Genomic DNA, 15,904 nt, shown 5'->3' on the forward strand with positions numbered 1-15,904 from the left:
CGAGCGGTCACATAAGCGCCTGCCTGACCATGTTCAGCCCGGTGATGACCAGCAGACCCTGCGTCCAGCGCCGGAAGCGGGTCTGGTCCAGCCGGTCCTGCACCGCGTAGCCCAGGTACAGCCCGACCAGCGCCGGGAGGCACAGCGCGGCCGAAAATCCCAGGCTTTGTGCATTGGCAATCCCGGTCCCCAGGTGCGACGCCAGCAACGCCACCGCTCCGATCAGGAAAACCACCCCCTGCGCCCGGACCATCGTCACCTTGTCCGCTCCGGTCGATAGCAGCAGCACCAGCAAGGGCGGCCCCCAGATGCCCGACACGCCGCCGTAAAGCCCGCCGATCACCCCCAGACCCCACTCCGCCCGGTCGCGATGGTGCAACTTGATTGCCAGACTGCGCCCCATCAGTTGCAGGGCGGCGAAAGCGGTAATCGGGATACCAAGCATCAGCAGGTAGACCATCCGCGGGATCACATCCGCAAAGGGCGCCGAGACGGCGATGCAGATCACCGTCGCGATCAGGAACCGCCGGTAGGTCCGCGCCGTCCGGGCCGCCGGACCCACGCCCTGCCGGAACGCCTGGCTCATGTTCGTCACCAGCGTCGGCAGGATCAACCCCGCCAGCGCCAGCTCTTGCGGCAGAAACACCGCGAAAGCCGAGACCAGGATCATCGGCATGGCAAAGCCCACCGCGCCCTTCACGAAGCCCGCGAACAGCGTCACCGTCAGCGCCGCCGCGAACGCCTGTCCAGATAGCCCGCCAGAGACCAGATCGAACATGACTTGCCCTTTCCGAACCCTTGTGGCGCAATCACCGGGCACGGGAAAGCACAGATGGTTGAAAATCGAATGCTGCGCGGATTGATCCTTGCTGTCTGGCTTGCCCTGCCCCTGAAGGCGGACCCTGCGCCGCCCGTCACCGCCCCCTCGGTCGCCGCGTTGAAAGTCGGCGTCTTCTGCGCCCTGCAAGAGATGAACCAGCGCCCCGCCCCCGGCACCCGGTCAGGCTGGCTTCATGTCCCCGAGGGCGAGATCGACTTCCACTGGCCCGACGCCCGTATTGTCCCCGCCCAGATCGGACTGGCCTTCGGGGTCAAGTCGCGCATGGCCGCCGGCATCTTTGCCTCGGGCGAGATGCGCGTCTACCGGCCCGGAAGCACTTCCCCCGAAACCTGGGACTCGACCTTCACCGACATGTCCGACCAGTTCGGTTTCTTCCGCTTCGACCGCGAGGACGAGCTGATCGCCGGCACCTGGCGCTTCGAGGCCTGGACGGGCGAAACCCGGCTTTACATGGTCGAGTTCGAGGTCGTCCCCCCAGCAACCCTGCCCCAGATCGCCCAGGCCTGCGGGGCGATCTCGTGAATCGCCTGCGACATTTTCATTCGCCTTGATGATCCTGCTTGAAATCTTGTTGCTCTGCGGATGCGAAGGCGCTACCTCTTCGCAGGTGCAGAATCTTGCCGGAGCCGACCCATGCCTGACGGACAAGTCATGACCCAGTCCCCGATCCTTTCAGACCTTCAGGCGCTGACCGCCGCCGCCCTGCCGCAGGTCGAGGCGCTGTTCACCGGTGCCCGCGACCAGCTGAAAGCGCAGGTCTCCACCGGCGGCAAGGTGTCAAACCAGGCGCTGGAAGCCAGACAATATCAGGCGCATGCGATGGCCTGGCTGGCCACATACGTCGAGGCGCTGCGCCAGCTGGACGCCTGGGCCGGGCGCCTTGCGACGGCCGGACAGTTTGGCGACATGGAGGCGCTGATCCTGCAGATCGGCTTCGGGGAATACCTGACCCAGATCGCGGGCGGCATCCCGATGAGCCAGACCGAGTTCGCGCGCCTGTCGGATCTTGGCCTGACCTGGACCCCCGGCCCGGCGGCGACCAAACTGATGGCGCAAGGCAATACCGCCGAGGCGCGCCATGCGCTCGTCGCCCTGATGCGCGACAACCACGGGCGGGCGACCTTCGGGGCCACCGGCCTGGATGAAGAGCTGGAGATGATCCGCGACCAGTTCCGCCGCTACTCGGACGAGAAGGTCATTCCCCGCGCCCACGACTGGCATCTGAAGGACGAGCTGATCCCGATGGAGGTGATCCAGGAGCTTGCCGAGATGGGCGTCTTCGGCATGACCATCCCGTAAGCCTACGGCGGCTTCGGCCTGTCGAAGGCCAGCATGGTCGTCGTCAGCGAAGAACTCTCGCGCGGCTACATCGGCGTCGGGTCGCTTGGCACCCGCACCGAGATCGCCGCCGAACTTATCCTCTGCGGCGGCACCGAAGAGCAGAAGGCAAAGTGGCTGCCCGGCCTTGCCTCGGGCGAGATCCTGCCCACCGCCGTTTTCACCGAGCCGAACACCGGTTCGGACCTTGGCTCCCTGCGCACGCGGGCCCGCAAGGACGGGGACGACTGGATCATCACCGGCAACAAGACCTGGATCACGCACGCCGCCCGCACCCACGTCATGACCGTCCTCGCGCGCAGCGTCGAAGGGACAACCGACTACCGCGGCCTGTCGCTGTTTCTGGCCGAAAAGACCCCCGGCACGGACGAGACGCCGTTCGTTGACCAGGGGTTGTCCGGCGGCGAGATCGAGGTGCTCGGCTATCGCGGCATGAAGGAATACACCGTCAACTTCGACGACTTCCGCGTCGATGGGGCGAACCTTCTGGGCCAGGTCGAAGGCCAGGGCTTCAAGCAGCTGATGCAGACTTTCGAGAGCGCCCGCATCCAGACCGGGGCCCGCGCCATCGGCGTCGCCCAGTCGGCTCTGGAAACCGGCATGCAATACGCCGAGGACCGCAAGCAGTTCGGCAAATCGCTGATCGAATTCCCCCGCATCGAATCCAAGCTTGCGATGATGGCCGTCGAAATCATGATCGCCCGCCAGCTGACCTATTTCAGCGCCTGGCAGAAGGACCACGACAAGCGCTGCGATGTCGAGGCCGGGATGGCCAAGCTTTTGGGCGCCCGCGTCGCCTGGGCCAGCGCCGACAACGCGCTGCAGATCCACGGCGGCAACGGCTTTGCGCTGGAATACCGGATCAGCCGCATCCTCTGCGACGCGCGCATCCTGAACATCTTCGAAGGGGCCGCCGAGATTCAAGCCCAGGTGATCGCGCGGCGCCTGCTGGAGTAAGGGATTGATTTGCCGACCATCCGGCCTAATCCTTTGGGCAGGGTAGGGGAGAGTCGGGCATGGACGTGGTGCTGCTGACCGGGGTCTCCGGCTTCATTGCGAAACATGTGGCGCTCAAGCTGTTGAACGCGGGCTATTCGGTGCGCGGAACCCTGCGCCGGATGGACCGGGCCGATGAGGTCCGCGCCGCCCTGGCCCCCTATCTGACCGAACACGCGGGCACGCTTTCCTTTGTCCAGGCTGACCTTGAATCCGATGCAGGCTGGGCCGAAGCGATGCTTGGCGTCTCGGCCCTGGTGCACACAGCCTCGCCCTTTCCGATCACCCAGCCGAAGGACCCCGCAACAGTGATCCGCCCCGCGGTCGAAGGGACCGAGCGCGTCCTTAAGGCCGCCGCCGCAGCAGGTGTGACGCGGGTCATCCTGACCTCTTCCACCGCCGCCGTGATCAACGAGGCCAAGCCCGACACCCTGCAGGACGAGGCCGACTGGTGCGACGTCCACCTGGCCACGACCACGCCCTATGCCAAGTCCAAGACCCTAGCCGAACGCACCGCGTGGGAGATCGCCAAGACCCGCGGGTTGAAGCTGACGACGATCAACCCCGGCCTGGTCCTTGGGCCGCCCCTGGACGAACACTACGGATCTTCACTTGGCCTCGTGGAGCGGTTCCTCAAGGGCCGCGACCCGATGCTGCCGCCGATGGGCCTGCCCGTGGTGGATGTCCGCGACGTGGCCGAGATGCACCTGCGCGCCCTGCAACGCCCCGAGACCGAGGGGCGGCGCTACCTGGCCTCCTCCGGCTCGATGGCCTTCGTCGACATGGGCCGCACCCTGAAGGCCGCCTACCCCACCCGCCGCATTCCGACGCGCGAGGCGCCGAAGGCCATCGTCCGGCTCCTGTCGGTCTTCGATCCCTCGATCAAGGCAATCCTGCCCAAGCTTGGTCACCTGGAACGCGTCTCGAACGCACGGGCGGTCAAGGAAATGGGGATGGAGTTCATCGCGCCGAAGGCCGCGCTGCTGGCTTCCGCCGACTGGCTGGTCAGGCACGGCAGGATCTGGGCCTGACCGCTCCTCGTTCGACTTCGTCTCCTCCTCGCTGTGCCGCCAGCGACGAGTGGTCGAAGACCATCGAGGAGCGGCTTCAAGGGCCGCCGTGCGACGGTCTTTGCACGCCCAGCCGGGGATGCAACCGCCCCGCAACCATCCATGAGGCCAGAAGGCCCACCCCCGCGGCTACGAAGATCCCCGGCAAGGGCGCGACCCACAGGACCAGCCAGGCCGCCCCCGGCGTCAGGATCGACGAGACGTCCCGGAAGCTGGAATACACCGCCGACATCTCGGTCCGCTCGGACGGCTTTACAGACATCAGGAACGGCAGGCCGCCGACCACGTCCAGGGTCACCAGGAAGATCGACGCCGTCATGATCAGCGCCACACTGGCCCAGGGCAGGAAGGCCAGCAGCCCCGCCGCCAGGAACAGCACGCCGCAGACCCCGAAGGCAAAGCGCACCGACCGCCGCACCGACAACCGCCGCGCCAGCCGGTTCAGGGCAGGGGCCGCGAACAGCGAGGCGTTGGTGATCGACAGCGCGATGCCGCCGACCTTGTCGCCCAGGCCCGCCTCGATGCAGAAGATCGGCAGGTAGACCACGTAGACCCACCAGCCGCAGCTTCGCATCACCGCGAACATCCAGCCCGCGATCAGCCGGGGCTGGCTGAAGAACCGGCCAAGATACCCCAGCGGGTTCACCGCAGGCCGCTTGGCCCGGGTGATCTGCTTGCCGTTGCCCAGCCGCAGGACCCAGAAGCAGACCAGCAGGATGAAGGCGAAGAGGCCCGAGGCGATGAAGGGCAGCGCGTGCCACTGGTGATAGAGCCAGACCCCCGCCATCGGCCCGATGGCCCAAGGTGCTGCGGCATAGACCATCTGGGTCGACTGGCTGCGCCCCAGGTTCGCGCGGTCGACATAGTCCAGCACATAGGCGTTCAGGCAGACAAAGATCGTCACCGTCGCCATCGCATTGCAGATCAGCGCCATCGGCACCGACCAGACCGTCCCGATCGCTCCCAGCGTGTTGCCGACCAGATAGAGGCACACCCCCCCGGTATAGGTCCAGCGCCGCGGGATCTTGCGCGCCGCCCAGGGCACCATCAGCCCCCAGATCAGCGCCACGACGCCCGAGATGAAGAACGCCACCGACGTCGCCTGCGCATCGTGCAGCGCGTCATAGACCACCAGCGGCATGGTCGAGATCAGCATCCCCCGGATCGAGGCATCCAGCCCCGACAGCAGCGCAAAATGCTCGATCCGGGGGGTGGGGCTGTGGCGCAGCGCCAGCGGAATGTAACGATTGGCCATTGCGTCACTTGGACGGCGGGTCCCCGGTTCCGTCTGTCACAAAGCCGACATCCGACGTCGCATCACGCCGGACGGGACAAGAGGTCGACCAGCCGCGACCGTGCCTCGGGCAGGGGCCGCTCGTGCAGGACCGGGCGCAACTCGCGGTCCAGGAAGAAGCCGGTCAGCCGCAGGCCCATCGCCACCGCCTCTGGCGCCAGCGGCCCCTCGCCGTCCAGGCCCTCGGGCAGGGGGATCAGCCGGTCCGCCCAGTCCCCCGCACCCCTGGCCGTCACCGCCCGGCCCGTCTTGGGGCTGACATAGGCCAACCCGTCGGTCGCCCCGGTGACGGCGCAGGCGGAAAGGTCCAGGCCAAATCCGATCTCCTCCAGAAGGCACAGCTCCCACCGGACGTATGCGCCCGTCCAGCCCTCGTCCCCCAGCAGATCCATCAGCGCCAGGGTCCTGCGCCACAGCGCCGGATGCGGCTCGCGTTCCGGCAGCGCCTCGTGCAGCAAGGCACAGACCGACAAAAGCCCCGCCAGCGCCAGCCGGTCCGCCAGAAGATGCGCGCGGGATTTCACCGGCTCGACCGTGAAGCTGCCGATGTGATCATCCAGCCGCGCCCGCCAGTCCAACCTCAGGCCGGTCCCCGGTTGCAGACTGGCGGCCATCTTGCGCGAGGCCCCACCCCGCACCACGCCCATGTGTCGCCCATGCGCAGCGGTCAGCACCTCGACAATCGCCGAGGTCTCGCCATGCGGCCGCATGGACAGAAGAATGCCCTCGTCGCGCCAATCCATGCGAGGGACTATCGGGGGACCACGGGTCCCGCGCAACCCCGCCCGGCAGCTGATCCAGGGTCAGGCAGGCGACGGGGAGGCCCCGGATCAAGTCCGGGGCGGGGTCGCTTCAGTCCGCCAGCCCGTCTTCGTCCAGCAAGGTCCGCCCCTGCCGATCCTCCAGCTCGATCACCCAAAGATCGGGGTCACGGCCCTTGGTGCGGGTAACCAACGCATCCACCTCAGCCTCCGGCCCCTCGGCCAGCAGGATCCAGGCCCGCGCCCCGGTCATCAGGTCCGACCGCCGCTCATAGGCCCGCGCGGTCCCGTCCAACAGCGCGACCTTGACCACCACAGCCCCCGCCTCGGGATCACCCTTCGCCGTGACATAGGCCGGAACATCCGCCAGCCGCAGCCGCGTGAGGTAGGCCGACACCCACATGCCCGAGGCAAGCCGCGCGCTCATTGCGCTGCACCGCCGCCGGGACCAAATTCCTTCGCAGGAATTTGCCCGAATTCTTCGAAGAATTCGGCGGCCTCACGCATCGCCGTCCTTGAAATCCAGCCCCATCTCGGAATAGCGCTCGGGTTCGTCCAGCCAGTTCGGCCGCACCTTCACCTGCAGGAACAGGTGCACCGTCCGCCCCAGGAACTCGCTGATATCGGCGCGCGCGGCCTGGCCCACGCTCTTGATCGTCTCGCCCTTGTTGCCCAGCACAATCCCCTTGTGGCCGTCGCGGGCGACATAGACGATCTGGTCGATCCGCGTGGTCCCGTCGGGCTTGTCCTCCCACTTTTCCGTCTCGACAGTCAGCTGGTAGGGCAGTTCCTCGTGCAGGCGCAGCGTCAGCTTTTCCCGCGTCATCTCGGCCGCGATCATCCGCATCGGCAGGTCGGCGATCTGGTCTTCGGGGTAGAACCAGTGGCCCTCCGGGACCTCGGCCGCCAGCCATTCCCGCAGGTCGGCCACGCCATAGCCCTTTTCGGCGCTGATCATGAAGGTCTTTGCGAAGGGGAACGCCGCATTCGCCTCCTCGGCCAGCGCCAGCAGAGTTTCTGCCTTCACCCGGTCCAGCTTGTTGATCGCAAGGGCGACGGGCTGGCCCTTCGGCATCTCGTCCTTCAGCCGGTCGATGATCGCCTTGACCCCCTCGGTCAGCCCGCGCTGCGCCTCGATCAGAAGGACGATGATGTCGGCATCCGACGCCCCGCCCCAAGCCGCCTTGACCATGCTGCGGTCCAGCCGCCGCCGGGGCCGGAAGATGCCGGGAGTATCGACAAACACGATCTGGCTTTGCCCCTCCATGCAGACCCCACGGATCCGGGTCCGCGTCGTCTGCACCTTGTGCGTGACGATGCTGACCTTCGCCCCCACCATCCGGTTCAGAAGCGTGGACTTGCCCGCGTTGGGCTCTCCGATCAGGGCGACGAAGCCCGCGCGTGTGGTCATGTCGTGGCAACCCTTTCGTTAAGCCGTCCCCATAGGCGAAACGGGCGCAAAAGGCCAGTTGGCATTCCGCGCCGCTGGAAAAGCTCCTCGAGCACTTCGTGCACTCGTCGCGGAGGCAGCCTTGCGAGGAGTGCACGAAGTGCTCGACGAGCAGACATCGCGACACGCTAGCCCTCGCCGCCCACCCGCTCCAAGAGCAATCGTGCCGCCGCCTGTTCCGCGACGCGCTTCGACCCTGCCGTCGCCTCGGCCGTCGCGCCGTTCGCCAGGGTGACCCGCACCGTGAACTGCGGCGCGTGGTCGGGGCCGGAGCGGCCGGCTTCCTCGTAGGCGGGCGGCGGCATCCCGCGGGCTTGCGCCCATTCCTGCAGGCTGGTCTTGGCATCCCGCGCGTCAGGTTCCACCGCCGCGATCCGGTCGCGCCACAGCCGCAGGACCAACGCCCGCGCCGCCTCAAAGCCTGCGTCCTGATAGACAGCGGCGATCACCGCCTCCATCGCGTCGCCCAGCAGAGCCTCTTTGCGGCGGCCCCCGGTCAGCATCTCGCTGCGCCCCAGCTTCAGCACCTCGCCCAGACCCACCTCGCGCGCGACGTCGGCGCAGGTCTCCTTGCGGACCAGAGCATTGAAGCGCGGGGCCAGCTGACCCTCACGCGCACCGGTGTCGGCCGACAGCAGAGCCTCGGCCATCACCAGCCCCAGCACCCGGTCGCCCAGGAACTCCAGCCGCTGATTGTCGGGCCGCGTCGCCGAGCCGATGGACGCATGCGTCACCGCACGCACCAGCAGGTCGGGCTTGCGGAAGCTGTGCCCAAGGCGGCCCTGGAAGGCCTGCAGGTCCGCCGCCAACCTCACTTGCCCGCCCTCACTTGCCCACCCTCACCCGGCCCTCGTCACTCGATCGCCTTGAAGAACCGGTCGGCGCGCCATGTCCAGAAATAGAACAGGCTGCGCCCTGCCGACGAGAACATGATCCGGTCCGCCCGGCCGATCAGGAATTCTGCCGGCAGGAAGCCCACCCCACCCACAGCCTGCGGAAAACGGCTGTCAGTCGAGTTGTCGCGGTTGTCGCCCATCACGAAGTAATGGCCCTCGGGCACAGTGAAAACGTCGGTGTTGTCGCCCGCGCCGTCGGTGTCGATGTTCAGCACATGGTGCTGGCGGCCCTCGGGCAGGGTCTCGATGAAGCGGCTCTTGGTGCAGATGCCACCCTCGCCCACGGCGCCGTTCTCGCAGCGCGGGCGGTTGCGCATCGGACCTTGCGCCTCCATCACCTCTTCGAAGACGCCGTCCGGGGTCTGCGGCGCCGCAACGCCGTTGATGTAAAGGACGCCATCGCGCATCTGCATCTTGTCGCCCGGCAGGCCCACCAGCCGCTTGATATAGTCCGACCCTGCGGTCGGGTGCCGGAAGACGACCACATCGCCGCGCTCGGGCTCACCGGCCAGGACCCGGCCCGACACCGGGCAAAGGCTGATCGTGGTGAAGGGGATTTCGCAGGAATAGCGCGAATAGCCGTAGGCCATCTTGTTGACGAAAAGGAAGTCGCCGATCAGCAGCGTGTCCTTCATCGACTCGGACGGGATCCAGAACGGCTGGAACAGGATCGACCGGAAAGCGATTGCGATCACCAGCGCCCAGAAGACCGTCTTGATCGTCTCGACGATGCCGCCATCGCCCTTGTTGCCGCTCGCCATGCCTGTCCTGCCTCTTGTCGGTTTGCCGCTTCTTGCGCGCAAGCACGGGGCGAAGTCAAGGCAACCGGCTGTTACCGCGCGGCTGTGGCATGGCCTGCAGGTGGCGGCGACCTTCCTACCGTGCCGAAGACAGCGGCCTTGCTTCGATCACCACGAAAGCCTGCGCCCAGGGGTGATCGTCGGTCAGAGTGACATGGATCAGCGCCTCGTGGCCCGCCGGGGTCATCGCGCGCAGTCGTTCCGCCGCCCAGCCCGTCACATGCATTACCGGCTGGCCGGAGGGCAGGTTCGTCACCGCCATGTCCTTCCAGCTGATCCCCATCCGCAACCCGGTGCCCAGCGCCTTCGAGCACGCTTCCTTCGCCGCCCAGCGCTTGGCATAGGTCGCCGCAAGGCCGAAGCGCGCCCCCTGGCCATTGCGCTGCTCGGTATCGGTAAAGACCCGCATCTTGAAGCGGTCGCCGTGGCGTTCCAGCGTCTTTTCGATCCGCTCGATGTTGGCGAGGTCGGTGCCGATGCCCAGGATCATGGCGCACCGCCACCCGCGCGCGGTCCGAGGGTGACACCGAAGTCCGGTGTCACGCGATCAATCCGCGCGCCAGGTCCATGCGGCGGCGCATTTCGTCGATGGACGCTTCCAGACCGCGGAAAATCGCCTCGCCGATCAGGAAATGTCCGATGTTCAGCTCGGCCAGCTCCGGGATCGCCGCGATGGGTTCGACGTTGTCATAGGTCAGCCCGTGGCCGGCATGGACCTCAAGCCCAAGGCTGGCGGCAAACTCTGCCCCGGCCTGCAGCGAGGCCAACTCCCGCTCGGCCAGGCTGGTGTGACCATCGGCAAGGAGTTCCGAATAAAGCCCGGTGTGCAGCTCAACCACCGCCGCGCCGATCCGGGCGCTGGCCTCGATCTGGCGGGGGTCGTGGCTGATGAACATGCTGACCCGGCATCCGGCCTCGCGCAGCGGAGTGATGAAATCCGCCAGACGGTTCTGGTCCGAGGCCACGTCGAGGCCCCCTTCGGTTGTCCGTTCCTCGCGCTTTTCAGGCACCAGGCAGATGGCATGCGGCTTGTGGCGAAGCGCGATGGCCTGCATCTCGGCCGTGGCGGCACATTCGAAGTTGAGCGGAATGGCGATCCCCGCCATCAGCGCCTCGATATCCGAATCGCGGATATGGCGGCGATCCTCGCGCAGGTGCGCGGTGATCCCGTCGGCACCGGCCGTCTCGGCCAGAAGCGCAGCACGCAGCGGGTCGGGCCAGGCGCTGCCGCGCGCGTTCCGCACTGTGGCCACGTGGTCGATGTTCACCCCAAGCCGAAGCTTGCCGGGCTTTTGCAGTGATTGGGTCATGTCGGCCTTCCCGCGTTTTCAGTCCGCGCTGTCAGACAGTCTAGGGCGCGCCAAGGCTGTCGTCATCGTCCTCGCCGCCTTTTTCGCTGCGGCGTTTCAGCTTTGCCGCCGCCTCGGCCAGCTTGGCCCGCATCTTGCCGCGCCGCTCGGCCCGCTCATGCGCGGTGGCGGCGCGGGCCTTCTGATAGGCCTCGACCAGGGGGATCGTGACGTAATAGGCGACGGCGCTGATGACGATGGCCGGGCCAAGCGCGCCAATCAGCCAGGGCAGGTAGATCTCATTCCAGAACTGGATCAGCCCGTCCCACTGCGCCTTCTCGGGTCCGAACAGCGCCATGAAGTTGAACCAGAGGTCATGGCCCGCATTCTCCAGCGCGCCGAGGATATACTTGGCATTCAACGGTGCCTCGATCCCCAGGATCCAGTGGCCCAGCCAGACCGAGAACACCGTGAAGGGAGGGGTCGTCAGCGGGTTGGTGTTGAACGTGCCCAGAAGGGCCGCCAGAACATTGCCGCGCATCAGCCGCGCCATGCCCCAGGCCGCCAGGAACTGCAGCCCCGGCAAGGGCAGGAACCCGATGAAGAACCCGGCGAAGACCCCCCGCGCCACGCGGTGCGGCTGATCCGGCAGGCGGCGCATCCGATACACGACATAACGGGTCGCACGCTTGAAGCCCGAGCGCGGATAGACCTGCTCGCGCAGCCACGCGCCCCAGCCCAACTTGTCCCTACGTCTGAAAACCAACGTCGCCTCTCTGCCGGGCCCTGCCCCCGCTGTCCGACCCTATGGCCGACGTGTCAAATCCCGATGACGCGATATCTGCGCCACATCCGTCTCGGCTTCCAGAGCCGTCATGACCATGTGCAGATGTTCGACGTCGCGCAAGTCCACGTCAATGATCAGGCGGTAGAAATCCGGCTTCCTGTCGGTGAAGCGCAGGTCCGAGATGTTCGCTTTTTGCTCACCCACCAGCGTGCAGATGCGGCCCAGCACGCCCGCGTCGTTCGAAATGGTCAGATCAAGGCTGACCGTGAACACGGGCTTGTGACGGCCCGAGTGCCAGTGCAGGTCCACCCAGCGCGAGGTCTGGTCCTCGAACTCCTCCAGCGCGGGGCAGTCGATGGCGTGGACCACGACCCCCTGACCCCGATAGGTGATCCCCACGATCCGCTCGCCCGGGACCGGCTGGCAGCAGCGCGCCCGGCGGAAGTCCTGATCGGCGGTCAGCCCGACGACGGGGCGCTTGGCGTCCACTTCCTCGGCCACGGCCTGCGCCAGTTCGGGATACAGGATCTCGACCACCCGCCGCGCCGGCATCTCGGCCGAGCCGAGCCGCGCCAGAAGGTCGTTTTCGTCCGCCAGCCCCAGCATCTTGGCTGCGGTCCGCAGCGCCTTGTCCGATGCCTTCTTGCCTACGTGGTCAAAAGCCGCCCGCGCCAGTTCTTGCCCCAGCTTGACGAACCGCCCCCGGTCCTCCTCGCGCAAGCTCCGCCGGATCGCCGCCTTCGCCCGCCCCGTCGTCACGATGTCGATCCAGGACGACTGCGGGCGCTGGCCTTCCGCCGTGATGATCTCGATCGACTGGCCGTTCTTCAGCCGCGTCCACAGGGGCACCCGGATCCCGTCGATCTTGGCCGACACGCAGGAATTCCCGATCCGCGTATGGATCGCATAGGCGAAATCCAGCGGAGTCGCCCCGCGCGGCATCTGGATCACATCCCCCTTGGGCGTGAAGCAGAACACCTGGTCCGAATACATCTCAAGCTTGACGTGCTCCAGAAACTCGTCCGTGTCGCCTTCGTCCAGCCGTTCGGTCAGCGTCGCGATCCATTTTGCGGGGTCCACCGCAAAGGGGTTCACCGCCCGCACGCCCTCACGGTACGACCAATGCGCCGCGACACCGGCCTCGGCCACCTCGTGCATCTCGCGGGTCCTGATCTGCACCTCGACCCGCTTGCCGTCGCGACCACTGACCGTGGTGTGGATCGACCGATAGCCGTTGTTCTTCGGCTGGCTGATATAGTCCTTGAACCGCCCCGGCACCGCGCGCCAGCGTTGATGGATCACGCCCAGGATGCGGTAGCAATCCGCCACCGACCCGCAGATGACCCGAAAGCCGTAGATGTCGGACAGGCGGCTGAAGGCCAGGTCCTTCTCTTGCATCTTGCGCCAGATCGAGAACGGCTTCTTCGCCCGGCCGAACACATCGGCGTCGATCTGCGCCTTTTCCAGCTCGTGCAGGATGTCGGCCGTGATCTTGTGGACGACGTCGCCGGATTCCTTCTGCAAGGTCAGGAACCGCCGCAGGATCGAATTGCGCGCTTCGGGGTTCAGGACCTTGAAGGACAGATCCTCCAGCTCTTCCCGCATCCACTGCATGCCCATCCGCCCGGCCAATGGAGCAAAGATCTCCATCGTCTCGCGCGCCTTCTGGGCCTGCTTTTCCGGGCTCATGCTGCGAATCGTGCGCATGTTGTGCAGCCGGTCGCCCAGCTTGACCAGGATCACCCGCAGATCGCGGGACATCGCCATGAAAAGCTTGCGGAAGTTCTCGGCCTGCTGGCTTTCGGTGTTGGACAGCTGCAGGTTGGTCAGCTTGGTGACCCCGTCCACCAGCTCGGCCACTTCCTCGCCAAACATCGCGGCGACGTCGGCATAGGTTGACCGCGTATCCTCGATCGTGTCGTGCAGCAGCGCGGTGACGATCGTGGCGTCGTCCAGCCGCTGCTCGGTCAGGATGGCGGCGACGGCGACGGGATGGGTGAAATACGGCTCGCCCGACTTGCGCATCTGGCCGTCGTGCATCTTGAACCCGTAGGCATAGGCCCGGCGGATCAGGTCGGCATTGCAGCGCGGATTGTAATTGCGGACCAGGGCGATGAGGTCTTCGACGTCAATCATCACCGCCCCTTTACGGGTCTTGTCCCCGTCAGAACTCGCCCTGGGCTTCCATCAGGGCGCGAAGGAGCTTTTCTTCCGACATGTCGTCGACCATCGGACGATCCATCTCGCCGCCCATCAGAAGCGCCATCTGGTCTTCCTCGGGCTCGTCGACCTCGATCTGGGTCTGATAGCTTTCGATCATCCGCTCGCGCAGGACTTCGGCCTGCTGCGCCTCGTCCGCGATCTCGCGCAGGGCGACAACGGGGTTCTTGTCGTTGTCACGGTCCACCGTGACGGGCGAGCCCGCCTGGATCTCTCGCGCCTGATGGGCGGCAAGCATCACCAGCTCGAACCGGTTCGGGACCTTGTCAACGCAATCTTCGACCGTCACGCGGGCCATGGGATACTCCAATCGGAAGCTTCGCTGGAAGTGGCCTTATTATGCCGGGTGGAATGTCTTGACAAGCGGCAAATCGGGCAAAATCAAAGTGGTTTCACGGTCGCGCGATCCGCTTCGGGCAAGGCCGCCAGCATCTCGGCCACGCTTTGCCCCGTGCGGGGATGCACCCAGTCTGGCGCCACATCGGCCAGCGGGACAAGCACGAAGGCCCGGTCCTGCAACCGGGGATGCGGCAGGATCAGCCGGTCGGGCACCGCCTGGACCTGGGCTTCGGGCGGCAGCGCCCGCCAGGAATCCTGTGTCGCCGGATCAGGCAGCACCGAATCGCCCATCGCCAGCAGATCAATGTCCAAAGTGCGCATTCCCCAGCGTTTGTTGCGCACCCGGCCAAAACGCTCTTCCACCGCGTGCAGGGCCGCCAAGAGTGACGTTGCGTCACTTCCCTTGCCCTGCGCCAGGACCGCCGCCGCGTTCACGTAATCCGGCCCGGTCCCGGCCGGAAAGCAGGGCGTGGCGTAGAACCGGCTAACCGCAAGAACTGAAAGGCCTTCTGTTGCAAGCGCTTTCAACGCCTGCCGAAGCGTCTCGGCCGGGGGTTCGCCTGCAAATGGCAGGTTTGCGCCAAGCGCAACCAAAGCGGGCGTCCCCATGCTTTCGTCCATCGGTATTATCCTTTAGTTCTCTTGTGTGTAGCCGCATCCGGCTGTTATTTACTGCACGTTGGCCGTTGGATTTCCTGATTGCGTCTTTGGACTGGCTAGGTTTGATCTTGCGGCGACTTTGAGGGGACACAGAATGTTTTACAAAGACGAACGGCTTGCGCTGTTCATCGATGGTTCGAACCTTTACGCCGCGGCCAAGGCACTGGGGTTCGACATCGACTACAAGCTCCTGAGAATGGAGTTCATGCGCCGGGGAAAGCTTTTGCGCGCCTTCTACTACACGGCGCTTCTGGAAAACGATGATTATTCTCCGATCCGGCCGCTGGTGGACTGGCTGCATTACAATGGCTTCACCATGCGCACGAAGCCCGCAAAGGAATACACCGACAGCCAGGGACGGCGGAAGGTGAAAGGCAACATGGACATCGAACTGACCGTCGATGCGATGGAGCTTGCGGCGCGGGTCGATCATATCGTGCTGTTCTCGGGCGACGGGGACTTCCGCCCGCTGGTGGAAAGCCTGCAACGTCAGGGGGTTCGCGTTTCGGTCGTCTCGACGATCCGCAGCCAGCCGCCGATGATCGCGGACGAACTGCGTCGCCAGGCCGACAACTTCATCGAGCTGGACGAGTTGCGCGAAGTGATCGGCCGTCCGCCGCGCGAACCGCGTCCCGTGACCAACGAAGAGGCCACGGTCGACGCAAAGTGAGACCTGCAACCATCGTGACCGGGGCACGGGGGCCCCGGTCATGATCGCCCTTGCAGGCCTCTTTCTTGCGGCCTTTCTGGCGGCGACGCCGGTGCCGTTCCAGTCCGAACTGGTCTTCCTGGGCCTGCAGGCCGCAGGGTGGGACAGCTTTGCCCTGGTCGTCGTCGCCTCGATCGGCAACACGCTCGGCTCTTGCGTCACCTATGCCCTTGGCCGCTGGCTTTCGGACCAGCGCGACCACCGCTGGTTTCCGTTGAAACCGGTGCAGATGGCCCGGGCGGAGGGGTGGTGGGGCCGCTGGGGCCTGTGGCTTCTTCTGCTGTCCTGGGCACCCTTCGGCGACATGATCGTGGCGCTGTCGGGGGTGCTTCGGGTGCCGTTTCCGGTGTTCCTTCTGCTGGTCGCCATCGCCAAGACCGGGCGCTATATCGTGCTTGGCTGGCTTGGCGCGGCGGCCTTCGGGGCTTGACGGCACCGCTCGTCGTAGCCCTGC

17 protein-coding genes and 1 pseudogene are annotated in these 15,904 nt (G+C 66.1%); 5 read left to right on the plus strand and 13 right to left on the minus strand.

Features of this window, described 5'->3' with window-relative positions; all coding sequences use genetic code 11:
- Window positions 1-7: 7 nt before the first annotated feature.
- On the minus strand, window positions 8-778 hold the full coding sequence (locus U1E69_RS14250) for a sulfite exporter TauE/SafE family protein (protein ID WP_322245035.1): 771 nt from the start codon (window positions 776-778) through the stop codon (window positions 8-10).
- A gap of 54 nt (window positions 779-832) precedes the next feature.
- On the opposite strand from U1E69_RS14250, the gene U1E69_RS14255 reads away from it, so the two are divergent.
- The 3 genes and pseudogenes from U1E69_RS14255 to U1E69_RS14265 all read left to right on the plus strand — a co-directional run bounded on the left by U1E69_RS14255 (window position 833) and on the right by U1E69_RS14265 (window position 4,206).
- Window positions 833-1,363, plus strand: a complete 531-nt coding sequence (locus U1E69_RS14255) for a DUF3859 domain-containing protein (RefSeq protein ID WP_322245036.1) — start codon at window positions 833-835, stop codon at window positions 1,361-1,363.
- Window positions 1,364-1,474: 111 nt separating this feature from the next.
- A pseudogene (locus U1E69_RS14260) lies at window positions 1,475-3,136 on the plus strand (acyl-CoA dehydrogenase family protein).
- A gap of 59 nt (window positions 3,137-3,195) precedes the next feature.
- Window positions 3,196-4,206 carry an aldehyde reductase gene (locus U1E69_RS14265; protein WP_322245037.1) on the plus strand — a complete coding sequence of 337 codons (1,011 nt, stop codon included), beginning with the start codon at window positions 3,196-3,198 and terminating at the stop codon, window positions 4,204-4,206.
- A 76-nt stretch (window positions 4,207-4,282) separates the two neighbouring features.
- Here the strand turns inward: U1E69_RS14265 and U1E69_RS14270 are convergent, their stop codons facing one another.
- From U1E69_RS14270 to folK, 12 genes are all read right to left on the minus strand, one after another.
- A complete protein-coding gene (locus U1E69_RS14270) occupies window positions 4,283-5,500 on the minus strand; it encodes an MFS transporter (protein ID WP_322245038.1) in 1,218 nt (405 codons plus the stop codon).
- A gap of 62 nt (window positions 5,501-5,562) precedes the next feature.
- Window positions 5,563-6,282: a DNA repair protein RecO gene (recO, locus tag U1E69_RS14275; RefSeq protein WP_322245039.1), complete on the minus strand. Its 720-nt coding sequence runs from the start codon at window positions 6,280-6,282 to the stop codon at window positions 5,563-5,565.
- 109 nt (window positions 6,283-6,391) lie between these two features.
- Entirely contained in the window at window positions 6,392-6,727 is a 336-nt protein-coding gene (locus tag U1E69_RS14280; RefSeq protein WP_322245040.1) for a DUF1491 family protein, read from the minus strand.
- Window positions 6,728-6,799: 72 nt separating this feature from the next.
- Entirely contained in the window at window positions 6,800-7,711 is a 912-nt protein-coding gene (gene era, locus U1E69_RS14285; protein WP_322245041.1) for a GTPase Era, read from the minus strand.
- 167 nt (window positions 7,712-7,878) lie between these two features.
- Window positions 7,879-8,565 (minus strand): ribonuclease III, encoded by a 687-nt coding sequence (gene rnc, locus U1E69_RS14290; protein WP_322245042.1) that lies wholly within the window; start codon window positions 8,563-8,565, stop codon window positions 7,879-7,881.
- A 38-nt stretch (window positions 8,566-8,603) separates the two neighbouring features.
- The gene (lepB, locus tag U1E69_RS14295; RefSeq protein ID WP_322245043.1) at window positions 8,604-9,407 is read right to left on the minus strand and encodes a signal peptidase I; all 804 of its coding nucleotides are present in this window, start codon (window positions 9,405-9,407) and stop codon (window positions 8,604-8,606) included.
- A 115-nt stretch (window positions 9,408-9,522) separates the two neighbouring features.
- On the minus strand, window positions 9,523-9,936 hold the full coding sequence (gene acpS / locus U1E69_RS14300; protein WP_322245044.1) for a holo-ACP synthase: 414 nt from the start codon (window positions 9,934-9,936) through the stop codon (window positions 9,523-9,525).
- Window positions 9,937-9,985: 49 nt separating this feature from the next.
- Window positions 9,986-10,756, minus strand: a complete 771-nt coding sequence (locus tag U1E69_RS14305; protein ID WP_322245045.1) for a pyridoxine 5'-phosphate synthase — start codon at window positions 10,754-10,756, stop codon at window positions 9,986-9,988.
- 40 nt (window positions 10,757-10,796) lie between these two features.
- Entirely contained in the window at window positions 10,797-11,501 is a 705-nt protein-coding gene (locus tag U1E69_RS14310; RefSeq protein ID WP_322245046.1) for a DUF2062 domain-containing protein, read from the minus strand.
- A 39-nt stretch (window positions 11,502-11,540) separates the two neighbouring features.
- Window positions 11,541-13,658: a bifunctional (p)ppGpp synthetase/guanosine-3',5'-bis(diphosphate) 3'-pyrophosphohydrolase gene (locus tag U1E69_RS14315; protein ID WP_322245047.1), complete on the minus strand. Its 2,118-nt coding sequence runs from the start codon at window positions 13,656-13,658 to the stop codon at window positions 11,541-11,543.
- A 28-nt stretch (window positions 13,659-13,686) separates the two neighbouring features.
- Complete coding sequence (gene rpoZ, locus U1E69_RS14320) at window positions 13,687-14,040, minus strand: DNA-directed RNA polymerase subunit omega (RefSeq protein WP_322245048.1); 354 nt, start codon at window positions 14,038-14,040, stop codon at window positions 13,687-13,689.
- A gap of 83 nt (window positions 14,041-14,123) precedes the next feature.
- On the minus strand, window positions 14,124-14,702 hold the full coding sequence (gene folK, locus U1E69_RS14325) for a 2-amino-4-hydroxy-6-hydroxymethyldihydropteridine diphosphokinase (RefSeq protein WP_322245049.1): 579 nt from the start codon (window positions 14,700-14,702) through the stop codon (window positions 14,124-14,126).
- Window positions 14,703-14,835: 133 nt separating this feature from the next.
- On the opposite strand from folK, the gene U1E69_RS14330 reads away from it, so the two are divergent.
- Together U1E69_RS14330 and U1E69_RS14335 are read left to right on the plus strand one after the other, a co-directional pair.
- Window positions 14,836-15,411 carry an NYN domain-containing protein gene (locus U1E69_RS14330; RefSeq protein ID WP_322245050.1) on the plus strand — a complete coding sequence of 192 codons (576 nt, stop codon included), beginning with the start codon at window positions 14,836-14,838 and terminating at the stop codon, window positions 15,409-15,411.
- 40 nt (window positions 15,412-15,451) lie between these two features.
- The gene (locus tag U1E69_RS14335) at window positions 15,452-15,880 is read left to right on the plus strand and encodes a YqaA family protein (RefSeq protein ID WP_322245051.1); all 429 of its coding nucleotides are present in this window, start codon (window positions 15,452-15,454) and stop codon (window positions 15,878-15,880) included.
- Window positions 15,881-15,904 lie beyond the last annotated feature (24 nt).

This window comes from Tabrizicola sp. (genome assembly GCF_034366665.1).
GTDB lineage: Bacteria > Pseudomonadota > Alphaproteobacteria > Rhodobacterales > Rhodobacteraceae > Tabrizicola.